20 protein-coding genes are annotated in these 23,061 nt (G+C 60.1%); 10 read left to right on the top strand and 10 right to left on the bottom strand.

Annotated elements, in window-relative coordinates; translation table 11 throughout:
• Positions 1–97: 97 nt before the first annotated feature.
• The 8 genes from FW800_RS24245 to FW800_RS24210 all read right to left on the bottom strand — a co-directional run bounded on the left by FW800_RS24245 (position 98) and on the right by FW800_RS24210 (position 10,017).
• Positions 98–2,020 (bottom strand): PrkA family serine protein kinase, encoded by a 1,923-nt coding sequence (locus FW800_RS24245; protein WP_003194732.1) that lies wholly within the window; start codon positions 2,018–2,020, stop codon positions 98–100.
• Positions 2,021–2,305: 285 nt separating this feature from the next.
• Complete coding sequence (glpE, locus tag FW800_RS24240) at positions 2,306–2,635, bottom strand: thiosulfate sulfurtransferase GlpE (RefSeq protein ID WP_032879179.1); 330 nt, start codon at positions 2,633–2,635, stop codon at positions 2,306–2,308.
• Positions 2,636–2,644: 9 nt separating this feature from the next.
• On the bottom strand, positions 2,645–3,496 hold the full coding sequence (locus tag FW800_RS24235) for a symmetrical bis(5'-nucleosyl)-tetraphosphatase (RefSeq protein WP_446438618.1): 852 nt from the start codon (positions 3,494–3,496) through the stop codon (positions 2,645–2,647).
• Positions 3,496–3,876: a Co2+/Mg2+ efflux protein ApaG gene (gene apaG / locus FW800_RS24230; protein ID WP_032879182.1), complete on the bottom strand. Its 381-nt coding sequence runs from the start codon at positions 3,874–3,876 to the stop codon at positions 3,496–3,498. The genes FW800_RS24235 and apaG overlap by 1 nt, the downstream gene beginning before the upstream one ends.
• 190 nt (positions 3,877–4,066) lie before the next feature.
• Complete coding sequence (gene rsmA, locus FW800_RS24225) at positions 4,067–4,879, bottom strand: 16S rRNA (adenine(1518)-N(6)/adenine(1519)-N(6))-dimethyltransferase RsmA (RefSeq protein ID WP_005792048.1); 813 nt, start codon at positions 4,877–4,879, stop codon at positions 4,067–4,069.
• Positions 4,876–5,865, bottom strand: coding sequence for a 4-hydroxythreonine-4-phosphate dehydrogenase PdxA (gene pdxA / locus FW800_RS24220; RefSeq protein WP_078822479.1), 990 nt, complete (start codon positions 5,863–5,865; stop codon positions 4,876–4,878). The genes rsmA and pdxA overlap by 4 nt, the downstream gene beginning before the upstream one ends.
• Positions 5,862–7,196: a peptidylprolyl isomerase gene (locus tag FW800_RS24215; RefSeq protein ID WP_143508490.1), complete on the bottom strand. Its 1,335-nt coding sequence runs from the start codon at positions 7,194–7,196 to the stop codon at positions 5,862–5,864. The genes pdxA and FW800_RS24215 overlap by 4 nt, the downstream gene beginning before the upstream one ends.
• The gene (locus FW800_RS24210) at positions 7,177–10,017 is read right to left on the bottom strand and encodes an LPS-assembly protein LptD (protein WP_228309042.1); all 2,841 of its coding nucleotides are present in this window, start codon (positions 10,015–10,017) and stop codon (positions 7,177–7,179) included. Before FW800_RS24210 ends, FW800_RS24215 begins: the two co-directional genes overlap by 20 nt.
• Positions 10,018–10,147: 130 nt before the next feature.
• Between FW800_RS24210 and FW800_RS24205 the strand changes: the two genes are divergently transcribed.
• Genes FW800_RS24205 through FW800_RS24195 form a run of 3 tightly spaced genes read left to right on the top strand, consistent with a single transcriptional unit; the run spans position 10,148 to position 12,613 of the window.
• Complete coding sequence (locus FW800_RS24205; protein WP_223019018.1) at positions 10,148–11,173, top strand: aminoglycoside phosphotransferase family protein; 1,026 nt, start codon at positions 10,148–10,150, stop codon at positions 11,171–11,173.
• Positions 11,170–11,844 (top strand): N-acetylmuramate alpha-1-phosphate uridylyltransferase MurU, encoded by a 675-nt coding sequence (murU, locus tag FW800_RS24200; RefSeq protein ID WP_103735236.1) that lies wholly within the window; start codon positions 11,170–11,172, stop codon positions 11,842–11,844. The genes FW800_RS24205 and murU overlap by 4 nt, the downstream gene beginning before the upstream one ends.
• Before the next feature lies 1 nt (position 11,845).
• Positions 11,846–12,613: a TerB family tellurite resistance protein gene (locus FW800_RS24195; RefSeq protein WP_078822474.1), complete on the top strand. Its 768-nt coding sequence runs from the start codon at positions 11,846–11,848 to the stop codon at positions 12,611–12,613.
• Positions 12,614–12,671: 58 nt separating this feature from the next.
• On the opposite strand, the gene FW800_RS24190 is transcribed toward FW800_RS24195, so the two are convergent.
• Positions 12,672–13,646, bottom strand: a complete 975-nt coding sequence (locus FW800_RS24190) for an alpha/beta hydrolase family protein (RefSeq protein ID WP_446438617.1) — start codon at positions 13,644–13,646, stop codon at positions 12,672–12,674.
• Positions 13,647–13,829: 183 nt separating this feature from the next.
• Here FW800_RS24190 and FW800_RS24185 point away from each other — a divergent pair, with 183 nt between their 5' ends.
• The 4 genes from FW800_RS24185 (at position 13,830) to trpE (ending at position 18,103) form a co-directional block, all read left to right on the top strand.
• Entirely contained in the window at positions 13,830–14,978 is a 1,149-nt protein-coding gene (locus tag FW800_RS24185) for an iron-containing alcohol dehydrogenase (protein WP_103735234.1), read from the top strand.
• An 84-nt stretch (positions 14,979–15,062) separates the two neighbouring features.
• Complete coding sequence (gene rpe / locus FW800_RS24180; protein WP_446438616.1) at positions 15,063–15,737, top strand: ribulose-phosphate 3-epimerase; 675 nt, start codon at positions 15,063–15,065, stop codon at positions 15,735–15,737.
• Entirely contained in the window at positions 15,734–16,552 is an 819-nt protein-coding gene (locus tag FW800_RS24175; RefSeq protein WP_005792030.1) for a phosphoglycolate phosphatase, read from the top strand. Before rpe ends, FW800_RS24175 begins: the two co-directional genes overlap by 4 nt.
• A gap of 69 nt (positions 16,553–16,621) precedes the next feature.
• The gene (trpE, locus tag FW800_RS24170; RefSeq protein WP_446438615.1) at positions 16,622–18,103 is read left to right on the top strand and encodes an anthranilate synthase component I; all 1,482 of its coding nucleotides are present in this window, start codon (positions 16,622–16,624) and stop codon (positions 18,101–18,103) included.
• A gap of 122 nt (positions 18,104–18,225) precedes the next feature.
• Here the strand turns inward: trpE and estP are convergent, their stop codons facing one another.
• Positions 18,226–20,148, bottom strand: coding sequence for an esterase EstP (estP, locus tag FW800_RS24165; RefSeq protein ID WP_446438614.1), 1,923 nt, complete (start codon positions 20,146–20,148; stop codon positions 18,226–18,228).
• A 410-nt stretch (positions 20,149–20,558) separates the two neighbouring features.
• Between estP and FW800_RS24160 the strand changes: the two genes are divergently transcribed.
• Genes FW800_RS24160 through trpC form a run of 3 tightly spaced genes read left to right on the top strand, consistent with a single transcriptional unit; the run spans position 20,559 to position 23,044 of the window.
• Positions 20,559–21,152: an aminodeoxychorismate/anthranilate synthase component II gene (locus FW800_RS24160; protein ID WP_032879198.1), complete on the top strand. Its 594-nt coding sequence runs from the start codon at positions 20,559–20,561 to the stop codon at positions 21,150–21,152.
• Between the two features lie 9 nt (positions 21,153–21,161).
• Positions 21,162–22,211, top strand: a complete 1,050-nt coding sequence (gene trpD / locus FW800_RS24155) for an anthranilate phosphoribosyltransferase (protein WP_003194694.1) — start codon at positions 21,162–21,164, stop codon at positions 22,209–22,211.
• Positions 22,208–23,044 carry an indole-3-glycerol phosphate synthase TrpC gene (trpC, locus tag FW800_RS24150; protein ID WP_032879200.1) on the top strand — a complete coding sequence of 279 codons (837 nt, stop codon included), beginning with the start codon at positions 22,208–22,210 and terminating at the stop codon, positions 23,042–23,044. The genes trpD and trpC overlap by 4 nt, the downstream gene beginning before the upstream one ends.
• The last annotated feature ends 17 nt before the right edge of the window (positions 23,045–23,061 follow it).

Raw genomic sequence — 23,061 nt, 5'->3', positions numbered from 1 at the left:
AGCTTCACGTTACAAGCTTCAAGCCGCGAGCTGGAAGCTTAGAGACAAGCGGTCAGCCGCCAGGCCGGATGCCTGGCAGCGTTGGCTTGTCGCTGCCTTACTGCGATTTACGCACCCGCAAGTACCACTCGGAGAGCAGTCGTACCTGTTTGTCGGTGTAGCCGCGCTCGACCATTCGTGTGACGAAGTCGTTGTGTTTTTGCTGATCCTCCTTGCTGGCCTTGGCATTGAAGCTGATGACCGGCAGCAGATCCTCGGTGTTGGAGAACATTTTCTTTTCGATGACCACCCGCAGCTTCTCGTAGCTGAGCCAGGTGGGATTCTTGCCATTGTTGTTGGCACGGGCGCGCAGTACGAAGTTGACGATTTCGTTGCGGAAATCCTTTGGGTTGCTGATGCCGGCCGGTTTCTCGATCTTCTCAAGCTCTTCGTTGAGCGCCACGCGATTGAGGATTTCGCCGGTTTCCGGATCGCGGTACTCCTGGTCCTGAATCCAGAAGTCGGCGTACAGCACATAGCGGTCGAAGATGTTCTGACCGTACTCGCTGTAGGACTCCAGGTACGCGGTCTGGATTTCCTTGCCGATAAACTCGATGTAGCGCGGTGCCAGGTATTCCTTGAGGAAGCGCAGGTAGCGTTCGCGGGTTTCCGCCTGGAATTGCTCCTGTTCGATCTGCTGCTCCAGTACATACAGCAGATGCACCGGGTTGGCGGCGATCTCGTGGGGGTCGAAGTTGAAGACTTTGGACAGGATCTTGAACGCAAAGCGTGTCGACAGGCCATTCATGCCCTCATCGACGCCCGCTGTATCGCGATACTCCTGGATCGACTTGGCCTTGGGGTCGGTGTCCTTGAGGTTCTCGCCGTCATACACCCGCATTTTCGAATAGATATTCGAATTCTCCGGCTCCTTGAGGCGCGACAGTACGGTGAACTGGGCGAGCATCTTCAACGTGTCGGGTGCGCAGTGGGCCTTGGCCAGGGAGCTGTTGAACAGCAGCTTGTCGTAAATCTTGATCTCATCGCTGACCCGCAGGCAGTACGGCACCTTGACGATATAGATCCGGTCGATGAAGGCTTCGTTGTTCTTGTTGTTGCGGAAGGTGTGCCATTCCGATTCGTTGGAGTGGGCCAGCAGGATCCCGGTGAACGGAATCGCGCCCAGGCCTTCGGTGCTGTTGTAGTTGCCTTCCTGGGTAGCGGTGAGCAGTGGGTGGAGCACCTTTATCGGCGCCTTGAACATCTCCACGAACTCCATCAAGCCTTGGTTGGCCCGGCACAGCGCGCCGGAGTAGCTGTAGGCGTCAGCGTCGTTCTGTGGGAATTCTTCGAGTTTGCGGATATCGACCTTGCCCACCAGTGCCGAAATATCCTGGTTGTTTTCGTCGCCCGGTTCGGTCTTGGCCACGCCGATCTGGTTGAGGATCGACGGGTAGAGTTTCACTACGCGGAATTGGCTGATATCACCGCCGAACTCGGCCAGGCGCTTGGTGGCCCAAGGCGACATGATGGTGTTGAGGTAGCGCCGCGGTATACCGAAGTCTTCTTCGAGAATCGCGCCATCTTCCGTGGCGTTGAACAGGCCCAGGGGCGACTCGAAGACCGGCGAGCCCTTGATCGCGTAGAAGGGCACCTTCTCGATCAACTGCTTGAGCTTTTCCGCCAGGGACGACTTGCCGCCGCCGACTGGCCCGAGCAGGTAAAGGATCTGTTTCTTCTCTTCCAGGCCTTGGGCGGCATGGCGGAAGTAGGAGACGATCTGGTCGATGCATTCTTCCATGCCATGGAAGTCTTCAAAGGCCGGATAGCGGCGGATCACCTTGTTGGAGAATATTCGCGACAGGCGCGAATTGTTGGCGGTTTCCACCAGCTCCGGCTCGCCGATCGCCAATAGCAGGCGTTCGGCGGCAGAGGCATAGGTGCTGCGGTCCTGCTTGCACAGCTCGAGATACTCTTGAAGCGTGAGTTCTTCCTGCTGCGTGGACGCGAAGCGTTGTTGGAAGTGGCTAAAGATACTCATGACGTCGTCACCTCGCTCGATACGTGGAGCCGACGCCGGATCAATCAGCGGATGCTGGCAGTCATTGACACGCGCCAATGGCTGTTTTCCCCCCAGAACACCCTGAAACGCTACCGATGACCCGTACGCCGGTGTACCGGCTCTCCCCTGATTCGGATGGCCTGCGCTTAAGGATAGTTCGGAATCCGGGAGGTCAAGGCGCGATGCGCAATTAGTTTGGCTGCGCCGTTCGTCAGAAACGGCGCAAGCCCAAGCGTCACGCGGGGTAGCGGGGTGTGAAAAAAATTATTGCGAATCGCCTTCGGAAATTTCCGAAGGGTAGGTCCCACGCCACAGCTCAAAGCCGCCGTCCAGGCTATAGACGTCGGAGAAGCCCTGGCTGACCAGGTAAGCGGCCGCGCTCTGGCTGGAATTGCCGTGGTAGCAGGCTACGATCAGCGGCGCATCGAGGTCGGCGGCGCGGATGAAGTCGGCGATGTTGACGTTGTCCAGATGCTTGGCGCCGGGGATATGAGCTGCCGCATAGGTAGGCTGGTCGCGGATATCGACGACCACCGCGCCTTGCTCGCGCAGCGCTTGGGCTTCTTGGGGAGGGATACGTTTGAATTCGGTCATGGCGGGCTCCTATGGTTTGGCGGCGGCCGGCTGGGTAATGGAAAGAGGGGGTTCACACTGGCAGCCGAAGCGCTCGCCGGTGTCGATGTTCATCAGGGTCATGGCGCCGCCCCATACGCAGCCGGTGTCGAGGGCGAACACGCCGGGTTCGTCGCATTTGCCTTCCAGGGCGGCCCAGTGACCAAAGATGATCTTCGTATCACGGGTCTTGCGCTCCTTATGGGCGAACCATGGCTTGTAGCCGGGTAGCGCGGTGTCGGCGCCTTCCTTGCTCTTGAGGTCCAGCTTGCCTTCAGCGGTGCAGAAGCGCATCCGCGTAAAGTAGTTGGTGATCACGCGCAGGCGGGTTACGCCCGTGAGGTCGTTGTCCCACTTCACCGGTTCGTTGCCGTACATGCCGTCCAGGTAGGTGGTGTACAGGGTGTCATCGGCCAGTGCACTTTGGACTTCAGCAGCGCATTTGAGGGCTTTTTTCAGCGTCCACTGGGGTGGGATGCCTGCATGCACCAAGGCCATGTTGCGGCCCTCATCGTAGTGCATGAGTTTCTGCCGGCGCAGCCAGTCGAACAACTCGGCGCGGTCCGGCGCTTCGAGGATTTCGCGCAGGGTGTCGCCCTTTTTCAGGCGCTCGATGTTATTGCCGGCCGCGAGCAGGTGCAGGTCGTGGTTGCCGAGTACGCATACCAGCGAGTCACGCAGGCTATAGAGATAGCGCAGGGTCTCCAGGGAGTGGGGGCCGCGGTTGACGAGGTCGCCCACCAGCCACAGGCGATCGCTTGCGGGGTCAAAGGCTACGCGCTCGAGCAGGCACTTGAGAGGTTCCAGGCAACCTTGCAGGTCGCCGACCGCGTACGTCGCCATCAGTGCAGGGCTCCGGGCACCGCGAGGCGGAAGGGCTTGATCGTTGCGTCGAACAAATGACCGTCGGTAGCTTTCATCTGATACGAGCCCTGCATGGTGCCGACCTTGGAGGTCATCACCGTGCCGCTGCTGTAGGTGTGGCTGGCGCCGCTGTTGATCAAGGGTTGCTGGCCGACAACGCCTGCTCCACGCACTTCCTCGACCTGGCCGTCGCCATCGGTAATGACCCAGTGGCGCGACAGCAGCTTGGCCGGGACCAACCCGTTGTTTTTTACGGTGACGGTGTAGGCAAAGGCAAAGCGGTTCTGTTCGGGTTGCGATTGGTCCGCCAGGAAGCGGGTGACGACGCTGACGTCGATCTGATAGCGAGGATCGGACATGCAAGAGGCCTTAAAAGCAGGGGACAGCAGATGCGGGTCAGTCTAGGCCATGAGGTGGGCACTAGGCCAGATACGTGATCCAAATGTGGGAGGGGGCTTGCTCCCGATAGCGATGTGTCAGTTGAAAATGTATCCACTGATACTCCCCTATCGGGAGCAAGCCCCCTCCCACATTGGATCGCGTTGAGCCTTATCCTTCTGTCGGAGCAGGCTGAATCGCCAGTTGGTCAGCCAGGCGTACGAACGCGGCCAAGTCCAGCTGTTCGGGGCGCAGGCTGCCATCGACACCGGCAGCTTCGATTTCAGCGTTGCTCAGCAGGGCCTTGAGCGTGTTGCGCAGCGTCTTGCGGCGTTGGTTGAACGCTTCACGCACAACGCGCTCCAGCAGCTTGTGATCCTTGGCTGGGTGGGGCAGCACGGCATGCGGCACCAGGCGTACGATGGCTGAATCAACCTTCGGCGGCGGGTTGAACGCGCCCGGGCCGACGTTGAACAGGTGCTCCACGCGGCAATGATACTGGACCATGATCGACAAACGGCCCCAATCACCACCGCCAGGACCTGCGGCCAGGCGCTCTACCACTTCCTTCTGCAGCATGAAGTGCATGTCGCGGATGATCCCGGCGTTGTTCAGCAGGTGGAAAATCAGCGGTGTGGAGATGTTGTACGGCAGGTTGCCCACCACCCGCAGACTATTGGGGGCGGCATTCAGGCTATTGAAGTCGAACTTCAGCGCATCGCCCTGGTGCAGGTTGAAGTTGGGCTTGCCGGCGAACTGCTGGTTCAGGATCGGGATCAGGTCCTTGTCCAGTTCCACCACGTCCAGCTGCCCGCCGCTCGCCAGCAGGCCTTGGGTCAGCGCGCCCTGGCCCGGGCCGATTTCCAGCAGGCGGTCTTCTGGCTTGGCGTGGATGGAGCGCAGGATGCGATCGATGACACCCGCGTCGTGCAGGAAGTTTTGCCCGAAGCGCTTGCGCGCCCGGTGTTGGTAATGCTCAGTCATATACGGGTCTCGGCCATCTGATAGGCGGTTTCCAGGGCTACGTGCAGGCTGCCGGTATCGATCTTGCCGCTGCCCGCCAGGTCCAGGGCTGTGCCATGGTCGACGGAGGTGCGGATGATCGGCAGGCCCAGTGTCACGTTGACTGCAGCGCCGAAGCCTTTGTACTTCAGCACGGGCAGCCCCTGGTCGTGGTACATCGCCAGCACTGCGTCGCAGTGCTCCAGATATTTGGGGGTAAACAGAGTGTCTGCAGGCAATGGGCCGCGCAGGTCCATGCCTTCTTGGCGCAGGCGCTCTAAGGTCGGTTCAATGATGTCGATTTCTTCATGGCCCAAGTGGCCGCCTTCACCGGCATGGGGGTTTAGCCCGCAGACCAGGATACGCGGTCGGGCAATGCCGAATTTGTGTTGCAGGTCGTCATGCAGGATGCGCGTGACGCGCTCTATGCGCTCGGCGGTGATGGCGTCGGCAATATCGCGCAGTGGCAGATGCGTGGTCACCAGCGCAACACGCAGGCCACGGGTCGCCAGCATCATCACGACCTGTTCGGTATGGGTCAGCTCGGCGAGGAATTCGGTATGGCCGGAAAACGCGATGCCGGATTCGTTGATCACGCCTTTATGCACGGGCGCGGTGATCATGCCGGCAAAGTCGCCGTCGATGCAGCCTTGCCCGGCGCGTGTCAGGGTTTCCAGCACAAAGGCTGCATTGGCCTTGTTCAGTTGCCCGGCGACCACCTTGGCCTGTAAAGGGGTGTCCCATACATACAGGCTGCCGGCCGGGGCGGGCAGGTCCGGCCAATTGCCCGGTGCCACTTCCAGCAAGTTGACAGCCACGCCCAACTGCGCGGCCCGCTCAAGGAGCAGGTCGCGGCTGGTAATGGCAATCAGGGGGTGTGGCTGAGGTTGCGAGGCGAGCAGCAGGCACAGGTCTGGACCAATGCCGGCCGGCTCGCCGGGTGTCACCGCGAAACGCTGGGGTTTCACTGGGTTGCCTGGTCGGTGCCTGTTTGCTCGGCGCCTGGCAGCTTGTTCTCTACGTAGGCTTCGTCACGGATCTGACGCAACCAGGTTTGCAGCTCTTCGTCGTATTTGCGGTTACGCAGCACGGTCAGGGCTTGCTGCTCGCGGGCCTGGTTGGTGTTGTCGGTGGCGCGACGGCCAAGGACTTCCAGGACATGCCAGCCGTATTGAGTCTTGAACGGCTTGGACAATACGCCTTGCGGTGTGTCGGCCATGACCTGTTGGAACTCGGGCACCAGGGCTTTCGGGTCGATCCAGTTCAAGTCGCCGCCGTTAAGGGCAGAACCAGGGTCTTCCGAGAAACTTTTGGCCAGGGTGGCGAAGTCTTCACCGCTTTCGATGCGGTCGTAGATCTTCTGCGCCAGTTCCTTGGTTTGTGCCTCGGTACGGATTTCGCTTGGTTTGACCAGGATGTGACGAACGTGTACTTCGTCTTTCAGCGAGGTCTCGCCGCCGCGCTTGCCCAGCAGCTTGAGGATAATGAAGCCACCTGGGGTACGTGCCGGTTGGGTGATGCCGCCGACTTCCATGGAGCTCAGCTCGCGATCGAACGGAGGCGGCAGCTGTGCGGCTTTACGCCAGCCCATGTCACCGCCGTCCAGTGCGTTATCGCTGCCGGAGACGGCAATGGCGGTCTGGGCAAAGTCAGCACCGGCTTTCAGGCGGTCGTACACCGCTTGGGTCTTGGCCGCAGCGGCATTCAGTTGCTCGGAGTTGGCGGCGTCAGGGGTAGGAATAAGAATATTGGCCAGGTGCAGTTCTTCGGAGAGCTGCATCTTGCCAAGGTCCGAGGCCAGGAAGTTCTTCACTTCCTGCTCCGATACCTGGACCCGTTCGGCCACACGGCGCTGGCGCACACGGCTGATGATCATCTCGCGCTTGATCTGGTCGCGGGCGTCCTCATAGGACAAGCCATCGTGAGCCAGCGCGGCGCGGAACTGATCAATGCTCATGTTGTTGCGTTGAGCGATGGTGCCGACGGCCTGGTTCAGTTCTTCGTCCGAAATCCGGATGCCGGAACGTTCGCCGATCTGCAGTTGCAGGTTTTCAACGATCAGGCGTTCCAGCACCTGGGGTTCCAGGACGCTGGTCGGCGGCACACCACCGCCACGCTTGGCGATGGTTTGCTGAACTTCCTTGACCCGTTGGTCCAGCTGGCTCTGCATGATCACGTCGTTGTCGACAATGGCCGCTACTTTATCCAGCTGTTGAACCGCGGCGTGTGCCGAAACAGTACCCAGGAACAGCGCGCCCAGCACTAGCGGGCGCAAACACTCAGAAAGCTTTGTCTTCACGTTCACGATAACCTTCAATGCCTTTGTCGAGGAAGCTCTCTACCTTGGCGCCGGTCAGGCCGCCGAGTCCTTTAAGGACGATCTGGAAGAAGAGCCCGTGGTCACCCTTTTCGTTAAGCGGGGCGATCTGGCTGTATTCGTCGTTGGAAACCCAATAGCGATTGATGACGCGCAGTTTCCAGCAGCAGTTGTCGTACTCGAAACCACCGAAGGCTTCCAGGGTGCGGTTGCGGGCATAGTCATACTGCCAGCGGGTGATCAGGTTCCACTGAGGAATGATCGGCCACATCATCGAGAAGTCGTGTTGCTGGATTTTGTAGTAATCCTTCACATAGTTCGGATCACTTGGTTGGCCGTAATCACCACCAAACTGCCATTTGCCGGTCAGCTGGTTGTAGACCACCTGGTCGTTGCGATAGCGATAGCCGAGGTTGACGACCTTGTTCGGGTTGTCTTCCGGCTGGTAGTGGAACATCGCGCTGCCCGAACGAGGGGCGTGGCTTTCCGGGTCCCAGTTGTAGTCGGCTGTTGCACGCCAATCGCGGTTGAAGCGGAACGCGTATTCCAGAGCGATAGGCGAGACGTTTGAGCGTGCATCGTCGCGATCAGCGGCCAATACACCCGGCAGTTGGACTTCGCGATCCTTGAAGTACACAGCCTGACCGACGGAAACACGCTGGCGTTCAAAGCCGTTTTCTTCGATCCAGCGGCTGGTTACGCCCAGGGAAAGCTTATTCTCATCACCGATCCTGTCTGACCCGCTGAAACGATTATCGCGGAACAGGGAGGAGTAGCTGAACGAGTACTCACCCGTATCGAAGACCGGAATATCGCTTTGATCTTTGTTTGGTACGTAAAGATAGAAGGCGCGAGGCTCAAGGGTCTGGTTGTAGTCCTTGCCGAACCAATTGGTGGTGCGGTCAAAGTAGAGGCCGCTGTCGATGCTGGCGATCGGGACTGCACGATCTTGTGAACTTTTGAACACGCCGCCGGCATAAGGGGCTGCGCCAGGCTGAGCAGCAGCCTGTTGCGCGCGGACAATGTCACCCTTGCCTATGCTATCGAGGTCAAGATCATATTTGGTATAGACGTACTTGAGTTTCGGCGTAATGAAGCCATAGCTCCAGTTCATTGGGTACTCGACAGCGGGAGCTACGTTCAAGCGTGTTCCGTTTGCACGGGTCAGGCCGTTTACGTAGGTATCCAGGCGTCGTTCACCGATGGTGCCATCTTCGTTGAACGGCCCGCCGTCTTCATTGACCACATTACCCTTTCGAAGGTCTCGGTCAAATCTTACGGCTTCAGTCTCGTAGGAGAAGTTGAGCCCACCCGGGTGATACGGCAGTTGACCATTGAAGGTGATCTGCGGCAAACGGTCATACGGAGTGATCTGCGAAATCGTCGCCAATTGATACGACTGCAGATTCACGCGAGCTTGATAGCTGTCACCACGGTAGGTCACCGAGCCTTGCTGATTCAGGTAGTCCTGGCTCTCAACGCCTTCCTGATACGACTTCAAGTCCTGGAAGTAGAAAGGATCACTGATCTTGGTGTAATCGACCTGAGTCGTCAGGCGCGAATCCAACCCACCCTTATGCTGCCAATTGAGCATATAACGGGTTTTTTCGTAATCGGTCTGCTTCTTCCGCTCGTCGCTATCATCATTGAGATACGCCCCACCAAACTGCCCTTCACTCGACTTGGTCAGGTAGCGGAATTCGCCCTCCATCAACAAGCCGCGCTTGGTCATGTATTGCGGGTACAACGTGGCATCGTAGTTCGGTGCCAGGTTGAAGTAGTACGGCGTTACCAGCGTAAAGCCAGTCTCGCTGCCGGTGCTGAAGCTCGGCGGCAGGAAGCCGGATTGACGACGGTCGTCGATCGGGAAGTAGATGTACGGGGTGTACAGGATCGGGATGTTCTTGACCCGCAACGTCGCGTTGGTGGCCGTACCGAAACCGGTGGCCGGGTTCAACGTGATGTTGTTGCCCTTGAGCTGCCAGGCGTTGCTGTCCGGCTCGCAGGTGGTGTACGTACCGTCCTTGAGACGGATGATCGCGTTCTCGGCACGCTTGGCGTACAGGGCGTTACCGCGAATGCGCGACTTGTGCATCACGTATTCGGCGTTGTCGATCTGGGCGGCGCCGGTGTCGAGCTGGACCTGGGCATGGTCGCCCACGATCAGCGCGCCGTTGTCGCGCAGTCGCACCTTGCCGTTCAGCTCGCCACGGTTCTCGGCCTGGTACAGGCTGGCTTCGTCCGCTTCAAGCTGCATGCTGCCCTGGCGCATGACCACGTCACCGGCCAGGGTGGCGACCTGCTGTTCCTGCTCGTAACGCGAGGCCTTGGCACCGATGAAGGTCGGCGCATCGCTCTTGTCCGTCTTGTCGTTCATGCCAGGACGAGTCGGCTCGATGTAGGCGCCGCCGCAGTAAGGGCCGGTCTCGGCCAGCTGCGCTGCAGTCAGCTTGTCGCGAGGCACCCAGTCCAGGTGGCTGTAGTCGGCGCTGCGCGAGCGCAGGCCACGGCCCTTGGATTCGGTGACCAGCACGGTCTTGGGCTCGGCGTCGACGCTGCCGCCAGCCTTGCCTTGCGGCGTGCCGTTGGCCGAGCTGACGGCAGAACCGTCATGCACCGGGCGCGGTGGCAATGGGGCTGCGGCGGTCTTCGGCGCGCAATCCCAGGCACCCGAAGCAGAGACTGAGCAGTCATACTGTTCCGCGGCGACCACGAATGAGGTGGCGAAAGGTTGCAAGGCCAGCAGACTGCCGGTTACCAGCAACGGAAATTTTCTACGAAACGCGGGGGATTTCAATGCCATCTTATTAGTCCGGGCTTCCTGCGTGCCATCTGCCCGCGGTTTGGGCCGCACGCCTCTCGATGGTCTGAAAAAGATGCGTGATAATAAAGCATGCCCCGCTTGACGGCTAGCGCCGTCGGAGACCCTTGTAATGCCCGAGCAAGATCTACGTTTACAACAGCTGGAAGTCTGGCTGGATGAGCAGTTGCCGATCCTCTTCAACGCTCAGGACTGGGGCCCCGTACCCCCGGCCACATTGACCGCGGCCAGCAGCGACGCGAGTTTCAGGCGTTACTTCCGGTGGGAGGGCGGTGCCCATACGTTCGTCGTAATGGACGCGCCACCCCCCCAGGAAAACTGCAAACCTTTCGTCGATATCGCGCATTTGCTGGCGAAATCAGGAATAAATGTGCCAAAAATTTATGCAGAAGACTTGCCTCGTGGCTTTCTTTTGCTCAATGACCTGGGCAGAAAAACCTATCTGGATGTGATTGACGCTGAAAATGCCGATCAATTATTTGCCGATGCCATCGATGCGCTGCTGGCTTTCCAGCAATTGCCGATGGACGCACCATTGCCCAGCTACGACGTGGCCTTGTTGCGTCGCGAGCTTGAATTATTCCCGGAATGGTATGTGCGCCGTCACCTGGGGATCGACTTCGACGCTGAGCAACAAGCCCTCTGGCAACGCGTCAGCGAAAAATTGATCGACAGTGCCCTGGCGCAGCCCAAGGTGCTGGTGCATCGCGACTATATGCCGCGCAACCTGATGATCAGTGAGCCGAACCCCGGCGTACTGGATTTTCAAGATGCAGTCTACGGCCCGGTGACTTATGACATTACCTGCCTGTTCAAGGACGCCTTCCTCAGTTGGCCCCAGGCGCGTGTGCGTGAATGGCAGCACGGCTACTGGCAGCGCGCCGGGCAGTTGGGGATCCCGGTGCAGGACGACTTCGAAGACTTTCTGCGCGCCAGCGACCTGATGGGCGTGCAGCGTCATCTCAAGGTCATCGGTATTTTTTCGCGTATTTGCCACCGTGACGGCAAACCGCGCTACCTGGCCGACGTGCCGCGTTTCTTTGCTTATATAGACGCGGTGCTCGCCGACCGACCCGAGTTGAGCGAACTGGGCGAACTGCTCGCCAGCCTGCGCCAGCCCGCCGAGGCCATTGTATGAAGGCGATGATCCTTGCGGCGGGCAAGGGCGAGCGCATGCGTCCGCTCACCCTGCATACGCCCAAGCCGCTGGTGCAAGCCGGCGGCAAGCGGTTGATCGAGTATCACCTTGAAGCTTTGGCGAAGGCCGGCTTTACCGAGATCGTGATCAATCATGCCTGGCTAGGCCAGCAAATTGAGAAGTACTTGGGTGACGGCGCCCAGTTCGGGCTGCGCATCCGCTACTCGCCGGAGGGGGAGCCGCTGGAAACGGGGGGCGGGATATTCCAGGCGTTGCCGCTGCTGGGGGATGACCCCTTCCTGGTGGTCAATGGCGATATCTGGACTGACTACGATTTTACCCGCCTCGGGCAGCCGATCCAGGGCCTGGCGCACTTGGTGATGGTCGACAACCCTGAGCACCACCCGTCAGGCGGGGATTTCTACCTGGATAAAGGTCTGCTTCATGATGCCGCGCCCGGTGCCGATAACCTGACCTTCAGTGGCATTTCAGTGCTCGACCCCAAATTGTTCGCGGGTTGCAGCGCCGGTGCCTTCAAGTTGGCGCCGCTGTTGCGTGCGGCCATGGCTAAAGGTCTGGTAACGGGGGAGCACATGACGGGACGCTGGGTGGATGTCGGGACGCTGAAGCGTCTGGCGCAAGTCGAAACCTTGCTGACAGCGGAGCAGTAGGATGTTGTGGCCAGGGACGCTGATCGGCGCCGGGGCTGGCTTTGCCATTGCCAGTATTCCGGGGGCCTTGTTGGGTGCATTGCTGGGGCAGGCGCTGGATCGTCGCCTGCAACTGCACAGTTGGGCGCAGTTGCGCGAACGCCTGGGCGGGCGCCCGGCGTTGCGCAACGACGAACTGTTGTTTGTGCTGTTGGGGCGGTTGGCCAAGAGTAACGGCCGGGTTGTGGATGGGCATATCCAGCAGGCGCGTCAGGAGATGCGCGCCTTGGATATGTCCGAGCCGGCCCAGCGTCGCGCTATCAGCGCCTTCAACCGGGGCAAGTCTGGCAGCGACCGTGTGCGCAGCTACCTGCGTGTGCTCAAGGCGCAACCCCATGCGGCGGAAGGCGTGCTACGTGCCTGTTGGCGCATGGCCTGGGCGGACGGGCGGGCGGATGACGCCGAGCGCGACCTGATCGACCTGTGGGGCAAATGGCTGGGCTGGACGCCGCAACAACTCCAGGCACTGGCAACCGATTACGCGCCGCAGCGCAAGCCGCTGGCCAATCGTGGTGGAGCCTATCAGGAGGCGTTGCGGGTTCTGGGTGTGACGGCGACCACTGAGCCCTCGGTGATCAAACGCGCCTACCGTCGCCTCCTCAGCCGCCACCACCCGGACAAGATCGCCGGCACGGGCGCCAGCCCTGCACAAGTGCGTGAAGCCACCGAACGCACCCGGGAGCTGCATAACGCTTACGCGTTGATTCGCGAGCGTCGGGATTTTCGCTGAGGCTATCGGCCTGAGAGGCCCCTCCCACATTGTTTCTGCAACAGGTTCGAAGACATGATCAGTCTGCGCCGCCCTGCGGGCTGAGCCATCCGCGAACCCGCCGATACAACTGTTCCTGCTCTGCTGCGCTATTGCCGGGCAACGCCGTGAGCGATACCTGCTTGTAACCGTCATTCTTCGAGCGCTTGGCCGCCTGGATACGCTCCTGCGCGTTTTTGCGTTCCTGGGGTGTGTCTTGATAAAACACATCCGCCGTGGGCACCTTCAAGCTCGGCGCCAGTTGTTGCAGGTCCGGTTGGCGAGCCGCCGGCGTCTTCCCGGCCACCATGATCAGCTTCTGCACCTGGGATGGCTGTTTCTCGCTCAGGTAACGTGCGGCCCACCAGGCACCGGTGCCGTGGCCGAGCAGCACCACACTGCGGGCGCTTTGGGTCTGGGCGAAGGCGACGGCGGCGTCGATGCGGTCGAAGATGCGCTTGGCGTCGGTCTTGTCCTGTTCATCCGCATCCGGCACCACCGCCGGATCAGTGCCTTCGGCCTCGGCGCTGGCGGCCTGTTCGACAGGTTTGGCAGCCGTGCTGCCGTCCTTGCTGCTGGTGTCGACCGCAGCTTTTGGCGGTTCGATGACCCGTGGCGGCAAGGTGTCTACATTTACGTCCGGCAGTGACAGGCTCAAGGTGCCCCAGGCCGCATCCGGTAACTTGCGCCGCAAGGGGGCGATTGCTTGCGGCCAGTCGGCGTTCTCCCCGGCGCCCGGTACGATAATCACCACACCTTCGGCCTCTGCGCCGTTGGCGGGTTTCCACAGGGCCAGGAACGAATCGCTACCGGCTTGCAGCTGTTGTTGTTCCGGTTGCGGAATCTGGCGCTCCAGAGCGCTGGCTTGCGACTGGCTGCGCTCGGGCAGAGGTTGGCGCTCAGCAGGTTTTTCGGCAGCGGGCGCGGGCGCGTCGGAGGCGTGAACAGGCAGGGCGCTGGCACATAGTAGCGACAGGCACAACGTTGGCAGTGCCGAACGGTGGAGAAAAAGCATCGTTAATTTCCGGCCATAAGTGATGTGAGCAGCCTAATGGGTTGGTCAGTATTTGTCAGTGATGTGGGGCGTGGTTTTCTGCCAGCAGGTTATCGGCGATGACCATTCAACCAGTGAATGGCAGACAACACGCGATGGGCAGCTATTCTTGTGCCAGCCCATCATTCATAAGAGGCCGCGCACATGAGTACTTCCTCATTCAAGATCGCCCATAAACTGCTGACCGGCGCGGGCGCCATCGAGCAATTGGCCGCGGAACTGACCCGGCTGGACGTGGATAACCCGCTGATCGTTACTGATGCGGCCCTGGTCAAGTCTGGCACCGTGGCCCTGGCCCTCGAACAGCTGGGCGATCGTGCTTACGAAATCTTCGATCGCGTACTGCCCGACCCGGAAATCGCCATCGTCGAAGACTGCATGCGTGCGTACCGCGAAGGCGGGCATGACGGCCTCATTGGTGTGGGCGGCGGCAGCGCCATCGATATCGCCAAGAGCGTGGCGGCGTATGCCGGCTACCACGGTGCGCTGGCGGATTTGTTCGGGGTCGACCAGGTGCCGCGCAAGGGCCCGCCGCTGATCGCCATCCCGACCACGGCGGGCACCGGTTCGGAGGTGACCAATGTGGCGATCCTCTCCGACAAGGCCGCACAGCTGAAAAAAGGCATCGTCAGCGACTACCTGCTGCCGGATGTCGCGCTGATCAGCCCGCAAATGACTCTGACCTGCCCGCGCAGTGTCACCGCGGCCAGTGGTGTGGACGCCTTGGTGCATGCCATTGAGTCCTATCTGTCACTGAACGCCTCGCCGATCACCGACGCCCTGGCCATCGGCGCCATCAAGCTGATTGCCAACGCGCTGCCCAAGGCTTACGCCAACCCGGCCAACCTGCAGGCCCGTGATGACATGGCTACTGCCAGCCTCATGGCCGGCATGGCATTCGGGAATGCCGGAGTCGGTGCCGTGCATGCGCTGGCTTACCCGTTGGGCGGGCGTTTCAATATTGCCCATGGTGTGAGCAATGCGCTGTTGCTGCCGTACGTCATGCATTGGAACAAGTTGGCCTGCGTCGAACGTATGCAGGATATTGCCCAAGCCATGGGCGTGAATGTGACGGGGCTGAGTGTCAACGAGGCTGCCGACCAGGCCGTGGAGGCAATGACGCGACTATGCGCCGCCGTCGAGATCCCCGCCGGGCTGCGCAGTTTCGGGGTGCCCGAAGACGCCATTGCGGCCATGGCCACGGAAGCTGCGGGCATTGAGCGTCTGATGCGCAATAACCCGCGTCAGCTCAGCGCGGCCGATATCGAGAAAATCTACCGGGCGGCTTACTAACCGTTGAGGTAGGTCACGGTGCGCGCAGCAAAGCATGAGGTATACAATGCGCGCCATCGTGATTTAGCTCAAAAAAGGTGCGTCATGCAGCCCTTCGTCATTGCTCCATCGATTCTCTCCGCCGACTTCGCCCGCCTGGGTGAGGAAGTGGACAAGGTGTTGGCCGCGGGTGCCGACTTCGTGCACTTCGATGTCATGGACAACCACTACGTACCCAACCTGACCATAGGCCCGATGGTCTGCGCAGCGCTGCGCAAATACGGCATCACCGCGCCGATCGACGCCCACCTGATGGTCAGCCCCGTGGACCGCATCATCGGTGACTTCATCGAGGCCGGCGCGACCTACATTACCTTCCACCCGGAAGCCACGCTGCACGTCGACCGCACCCTGCAACTGATCCGCGAAGGCGGCTGCAAGGCGGGCCTGGTGTTCAACCCGGCCACTGCGCTGAACGTACTTGAGTACGTGATGGACAAGGTCGACATGGTGCTGCTGATGAGCGTCAACCCAGGTTTCGGCGGGCAGAAATTCATCCCGGGCACCCTGAACAAGCTGCGTGAAGCGCGAGCGCTGATCGACGCCTCAGGGCGCGATATCCGCCTGGAGATCGACGGCGGGGTCAACGTCAACAATATTCGTGAAATCGCTGCCGCCGGCGCCGATACCTTCGTGGCAGGCTCGGCGATCTTCAACGCACCGGACTACCAGGCCGTCATCGACACGATGCGTGCCGAACTGGCGCTGACGCGTCCATGAGCGGCTTCGAGCAGCTGTTCCCCGGCAAGCTGCCACGGCTGGTGATGTTCGATCTGGACGGTACGCTGATCGACTCGGTGCCTGACCTGGCAGCGGCGGTGGACCAGATGCTGCTCAAACTGGGGCGCAAGCCGGCGGGGATCGAGTCGGTGCGTGAGTGGGTCGGCAACGGCGCGCCGATGCTGGTGCGCCGGGCCCTGGCCAACAATATCGACGCTTCGGGTGTCGATGAGGTGGAAGCCGAGCACGCTCTGGAGCTGTTCAATGTCGCGTACGAAAACGGCCACGAACTCACCGTGGTCTACCCCGGCGTGCGTGACACTCTCAAATGGCTGAGCAAGCAGGGTGTGGAAATGGCCTTGATCACCAACAAGCCGGAGCGCTTTGTCGCGCCGCTGTTGGACCAGATGAAAATCGGCCGTTATTTTCGCTGGATCATCGGTGGTGATACCTTGCCGCAGAAGAAGCCTGACCCGGCCGCACTGTTCTTTGTGATGAAAATGGCGAATATCCCGGCGTCCCAGTCATTGTTTGTCGGCGATTCGCGCAGTGATGTACTGGCGGCAAAAGCTGCAGGCGTACAGTGCGTAGCCTTGAGCTACGGCTACAACCACGGGCGCCCGATTGCCGAAGAGTCGCCGGCGCTGGTGATTGATGATCTGCGCCTGCTAATCCCCGGTTGCCTGGGAGCGGGCGCTGAGATAACGTTGCCCGACATTGATCCGTCCCCTTCTGGAAACGCCATCGTGGTGGTCACTCGCAAACTCTGGATGAAAGTCATCAAGGCCCTGGCCCGCTGGCGTTGGCGCGCCTGACTGATTCTCGCCGCGCTGCGGCACGTTTGCCTACCTGACCGTTTGACCCTCAAGCCACGAGGCTCCCCCATGATCCGTGAAGAATTCCTGCGTTTGGCCGCTGCCGGCTATAACCGTATTCCCCTGGCCTGCGAAACCCTGGCCGACTTCGACACGCCGTTGTCGATTTATCTGAAGCTTGCCGATGCGCCCAACTCTTACCTGCTCGAATCGGTACAGGGCGGCGAGAAATGGGGCCGTTACTCGATCATCGGCCTGCCATGCCGCACAGTGCTGCGCGTGCACGACCATCATGTCAGCATCACCCACGATGGCGTAGAGATCGAAAGCCATGACGTTGAAGACCCGCTGGCCTTCGTCGAAGCTTTCAAGGCGCGCTACAACGTACCGACCATTGCCGGCCTGCCGCGTTTCAATGGTGGCCTGGTGGGGTATTTCGGCTATGACTGCGTGCGCTATGTCGAAAAGCGTCTTGGGAAATGTCCGAACCCAGACCCATTGGGTGTGCCGGACATTTTGCTGATGGTCTCCGACGCAGTAGTGGTGTTCGACAACCTTGCCGGCAAGATGCATGCGATTGTCCTTGCCGACCCTGCTCAAGCGGATGCCTTCGAGCAAGGCCAGGCCAGTCTGCAGGAGCTGCTGGAAAAACTCCGCCAGCCGATCACCCCGCGTCGCGGCCTCGACCTGAGTCGCCCACCCGCGGCCGACCCGGTGTTTCGCTCCAGCTTTACGCAGGATGACTACGAGCGCGCAGTCGATACCATCAAGCAATACATCCTCGCCGGTGACTGCATGCAAGTGGTGCCGTCACAACGCATGTCCATCGACTTCAAGGCCGCGCCGATCGACCTGTACCGTGCGCTGCGGTGCTTCAACCCGACGCCGTATATGTACTTCTTCAACTTTGGCGACTTCCACGTGGTGGGCAGCTCGCCGGAAGTGCTGGTGCGTGTCGAAGATAACCTGATCACCGTACGCCCGATTGCCGGCACACGCCCACGTGGCGCAACCGAAGAGGCAGACCTGGCGCTGGAAGAAGACCTGCTCAGCGATGACAAGGAAATCGCCGAGCACCTGATGCTGATCGACCTGGGGCGCAATGACACCGGGCGTGTTTCAGAAATCGGTTCGGTGAAGTTGACCGAGAAGATGGTCATTGAGCGCTACTCCAACGTGATGCACATCGTGTCCAACGTGACTGGCGAACTGAAGGCCGGGCTGACGGCGATGGATGCACTGCGCGCGATTTTGCCGGCGGGCACCTTGTCGGGCGCACCGAAAATCCGTGCGATGGAAATCATCGACGAACTGGAGCCGGTCAAGCGTGGCGTGTATGGCGGTGCCGTCGGTTACTTCGCCTGGAACGGCAATATGGACACTGCGATCGCGATCCGCACCGCGGTGATCAAGGATGGCGAACTGCATGTACAGGCCGGTGGCGGGATTGTGGCGGACTCGGTGCCGGCCCTTGAGTGGGAAGAAACCTTGAACAAGCGCCGGGCGATGTTTCGTGCTGTGGCGCTGGCAGAGCAAACCCCACAAGACTAAAGCTGGAATAAAAAGTGTGGGAGCGGGCTTGCCCGCGATGGCGGTGTATCAGTCGAGATATTCAGTGACTGATCCACCGCCATCGCAGGCAAGCCAGCTCCCACATTTGTTTTGCGTGGTATTTAGAAATCCAGACTCACCCCCACATTGACCCCTTGCTGGGTCAGGTTGTCATCCTTCCTCACGTTATATGCCGCCCGCAACGCCAGCTCCTGAGTCAGTTTGTGGCTGACCCCAAGGCTCAAACGGTCAGAGTTGCTGCGAGGCGTGTAGCCGTCCAGCTTGAAGTCGATCCCCTGAACACTGTTGAGCGAAATGTTCACCTTCTGGGTGTCATTTTCGAACTCATGCTCGTGGGCCACTTCGCCAAATACCTGGGTTTGCGGGGTGATGCGGTAGCTACCTTGCAGGCCGACGCCCAGGCGCCTGGAGTCGCGTTGTTGGTCATCAAAGGTCAGTGCGGTGGAGCGACTGTTTTTCTCCGAGTAGCCATTCACTTCGACGCGTGCGTAATCGGCGCTGACGAAGGGTGACAGGTGCCAATCGCTACCCGGTGCAGCAAGGTCGTAACCCAAGCGAGCGCTCAAGGCCCAGAGCCAACCGTCGGTGTCGCCTTTCTCGGACGCTTCGTTGACGCCCAGGGCGAACTTGCGTTTGAGGCTGTCGAAGTCCAGCTTGCCACCCGTTAACGCGGCGTCGGCCCACCATTGATTGTGCTGATATTGCGCGAATGCCGTGCCCATGTAGCTGTTGAGCTTGTAGTCCGAGTCGCTGGCCTCGGCTTCGAGTGTCTGCCGGTACAGGCCGGCTGCAACGCCCACACGCCAATTGTCATCAAGCCGGTAGCTGCCACCGATATTCAGGTTATAGCCGCTGCCGTCACCACTGGCTGAACTGCTCTGATCATCGAAGTCCAGGCGCTGACCGCCGCCGGCCACGATTGCGCGCCATTGGCCGACGGCTTGCCAGTGGCCGTTGTCTGCTTGCCATTGGTTGCGTAGTTCGTCCTGATGGGCGCGCAACGTGCCTTGGGCCATTTCCGGCAGCAAGGTCAGCTCCCAGGGCGCTGCGAGCAGCGAGTAAGCATAGTCGGCGATCAGCTGTTGCCCGGCTACGGTGGGGTGGACCGAGTCGTTATAGACCAGCTTGGTCGGGTCCGGGTTGGTACCGCCGATGCCATAGACCGGGTTGGCGGTGCAGCTGTTGCCGCTGAAGCAGGTGGCGGTCAGGTTTTGCCCGGTTGCGAGGCCGAAGCGCGCAGGATCGGCGAAGGCTTCGTTCAATAGCAGCGGGATGTTCAGTGGAATAACCTGGGCATCGATTTGCGACAGGCGCTGTACCAGCGATTGGTTGAAAATATTGCTCAGGGCAGAGGTCGCGGCCTGCTGTGGGGTGCCGTTGATGGCGGGCGTCAGCCCCAGGTCGGGCAGCATCCACACCATGATGTAACGCGCACCGGCTTGCTGCAGCACTTGGGCACTGTCGGCCAGTCTCCCGCCGGCGGCGACTGCTTGCGCGGGGCTGAGCACGCGGCCCTGAAGGAAGTCATTGCCACCACCGGAAAGGAAGTAGAGCGCGTTCGGGTCGGCTCGTCCGCCGTTAGCCGGTAGATAGCCCTGGCGACTGCGCAACACTGTGCCACCGCCAGGATTTCCGGGTGGGATCGCGGCGTTGGAGACCGAGGTAATAGAGTCCAGGATGTTATCGGTGCGGTAGCCACCGACCGCCCAGTTGCTTCCATCTGGCAAGCCTTGGGCCGCCCGAACCGGTGAGGTGGAGGCATTCAAGTCGTTGGGGGCCACACCCAGTTTGGTGCCCAACAGGGTTGATGAAACCAGGCCGTACTCACCCTGGAAGTTTGGACCTGTCCGGTTGGTAAAACGTAGTGTCGAGCCATTCGAACCATCGGGGAACTGGCCTGCATCGGCCAGGCTGTCGCCGAAAACCACCATGGCTGAATAAGGTGACGGGGCGGCAAAGGTTTGGGTGCAGGCCAGTGCCAAGAGGCAGCCGGCAAGGGGTGTGAAAAACGCTGGTTTGAGCATGAGAATTCCATTTGGTTGTTTTTATGCAGGAAACGAAACACTAGCAAAACTTCCGGCATTTTCTTTAGAGATATGCGGAATGCGTCTACGCAGGCCCCCGTATTTGCTGCTCCATATTGCACCGCTGGCGAGGCTACGTTACTGTGCCTGAATGTATGAATGAGACCCTCCCCGTGTTGATCATCAGCAAACTCTTGATGCGAGTAGTCAAGGCACACGCCCGTTGGCGTTGGCGCGCCTGACATTTTTCTCTGCCGGCCTGGCCGGACCTGTACCGATTTGCCTTCTTCACCCTGTGTCTGACGCCCCTTGCCGGCCAACCCCGGCAACCGGAACGTGCGTTTGGCAGCGGGTTACCCTTCTGGAAGGCGGTCATTTGAAATCAGTGAATTCAAGAGGTTTGAACCCACATGTTGCTGATGATTGATAACTACGATTCCTTTACCTACAACGTTGTGCAGTACCTGGGCGAGCTGGGCGCGGATGTCAAGGTGGTGCGCAATGATGAACTCACCGTTGCGCAAATCGCCGCCCTGAACCCTGAGCGCATTGTGGTTTCGCCTGGCCCTTGCACGCCGACCGAGGCGGGTATCTCGCTGGAAGCCATCCAGTATTTCGCCGGCAAGCTGCCGATCCTGGGCGTGTGCCTGGGTCACCAGTCCATTGGTCAGGCGTTTGGCGGCGATGTGGTGCGTGCGCGTCAGGTGATGCATGGCAAGACCAGCCCGGTGTTTCATAAGGACCTTGGTGTATTCCAAGGCCTGAACATGCCGGTGACGGTGACCCGTTACCACTCGCTGGTGGTCAAGCGTGACACCTTGCCTGAATGCCTGGAACTGACCGCCTGGACCCAGTTGGAAGACGGTTCGGTCGACGAGATCATGGGCCTGCGTCACAAGACACTGAACATCGAAGGGGTGCAGTTTCACCCTGAATCAATCCTGACCGAGCAGGGCTACGAGCTGTTCGCCAACTTTCTCAAGCAGAGCGGCGGCACGCGCTAAGGACTTTTCATGGATATCAAGACTGCCCTGAGCCGTATCGTCGGCCATCTGGACCTGAGCACCGCTGAAATGAGCGATGTGATGCGCGAAATCATGACCGGTCAATGCACCGACGCGCAGATCGGCGCCTTTATGATGGCAATGCGCATGAAGAGCGAGAGCATCGACGAAATCGTCGGCGCGGTCTCGGTGATGCGCGAGCTGGCGGACAAGGTTGAGCTCAAGACCCTCGACGGCGTCGTCGATGTGGTCGGCACCGGCGGTGACGGTGCGAATATTTTCAACGTATCGACAGCGTCATCCTTCGTGGTGGCCGCCGCTGGTTGCACCGTTGCCAAGCACGGTAACCGCGCGGTGTCCGGCAAGAGCGGCAGTGCCGACTTGCTGGAAGCGGCCGGCATCTATCTGAACCTCACGCCTGTGCAAGTCGCGCGCTGTATCGACAGCGTTGGCATCGGCTTCATGTTTGCCCAATCTCATCACGGCGCCATGAAACACGCGGCCGGCCCGCGCAAGGACCTTGGCCTGCGTACCCTGTTCAACATGCTTGGCCCGCTTACGAATCCGGCCGGTGTGAAGCATCAGGTGGTGGGAGTGTTCAGCCAGGCGTTGTGCCGGCCGCTGGCCGAAGTCTTGCAGCGCTTGGGCAGCAAGCATGTGCTGGTAGTGCATTCCAAAGACGGCCTGGACGAGTTCAGCCTGGCGGCGCCGACCTTTGTTGCAGAGCTGAAAAACGACGAGGTCACCGAATACTGGGTCGAGCCTGAAGACTTGGGCATGAAAAGCCAGAGTTTGCACGGTCTGGCAGTGGAGAGCCCGGCAGCTTCGCTGGAACTGATTCGCGATGCCCTGGGGCGTCGCAAAACCGAAAACGGTCAGAAAGCTGCGGAAATGATCGTTCTGAATGCTGGCGCGGCACTTTACGCAGCCGACCATGCCTATAGTCTTAAGGAAGGTGTCGCGTTGGCCCACGATGCGCTGCACACCGGTCTGGCTCGAGAGAAGCTCGAAGAGCTGGGTGCATTCACTGCCGTATTCAAGATGGAGAATGAGGGATGAGTGTGCCAACCGTTCTGGAAAAGATCCTGGCCCGCAAGGCCGAGGAAGTGGCCGAACGCCGCGCCCGTGTGAGCCTGGCTGAGCTTGAGGCGCAGGCTAAAACCGCTGATGCGCCGCGTGGCTTTGCCAATGCTCTGATCGCCCAGGCCAAGCTCAAGCAACCGGCAGTGATCGCCGAGGTCAAGAAAGCCTCGCCGAGCAAAGGCGTGATCCGCGAAAACTTCGTACCAGCTGAAATCGCCGTCAGCTATGAGAAGGGCGGGGCGACTTGTCTGTCTGTGTTGACCGATATCGACTACTTCCAGGGTTGCGACCTATTCCTGCAACAAGCTCGCGCGGCGTGCAAGTTGCCGGTGATCCGCAAGGATTTCATGGTTGACCCGTACCAGATCGTCGAAGCCCGTGCTCTGGGCGCCGACTGCGTATTGCTGATCGTCTCGGCGCTGGATGACGTGAAGATGGCGGAGTTGGCGGCCGTGGCCAAAAGTGTCGGCCTGGATGTGTTGGTTGAGGTGCATGACGGCGATGAGCTGGAGCGCGCATTGAAAACCCTCGACACCCCGCTGGTGGGGGTCAATAACCGTAACCTGCATACCTTTGAAGTCAGCCTGGAAAATACCCTGGATCTGTTGCCGCGTATTCCTCGCGACCGCCTGGTGATTACCGAGAGTGGCATCGTCAACCGTGCCGATGTGGAACTGATGGAAATCAGCGGCGTTTATTCATTCCTGGTGGGCGAGACATTCATGCGCGCCGAGAACCCGGGAGCAGAACTGCAGCGCCTGTTCTTTCCGGAGCGCGGTACGACGATCAGCAGTTCGACATTGGATTGATGTGAAATACGCTCGAA

Source organism: Pseudomonas sp. 910_23 (assembly GCF_052850795.1).
Note: the sequence above shows the minus strand (reverse complement) of the source record. Positions and strands in the feature narration are given on the sequence as shown.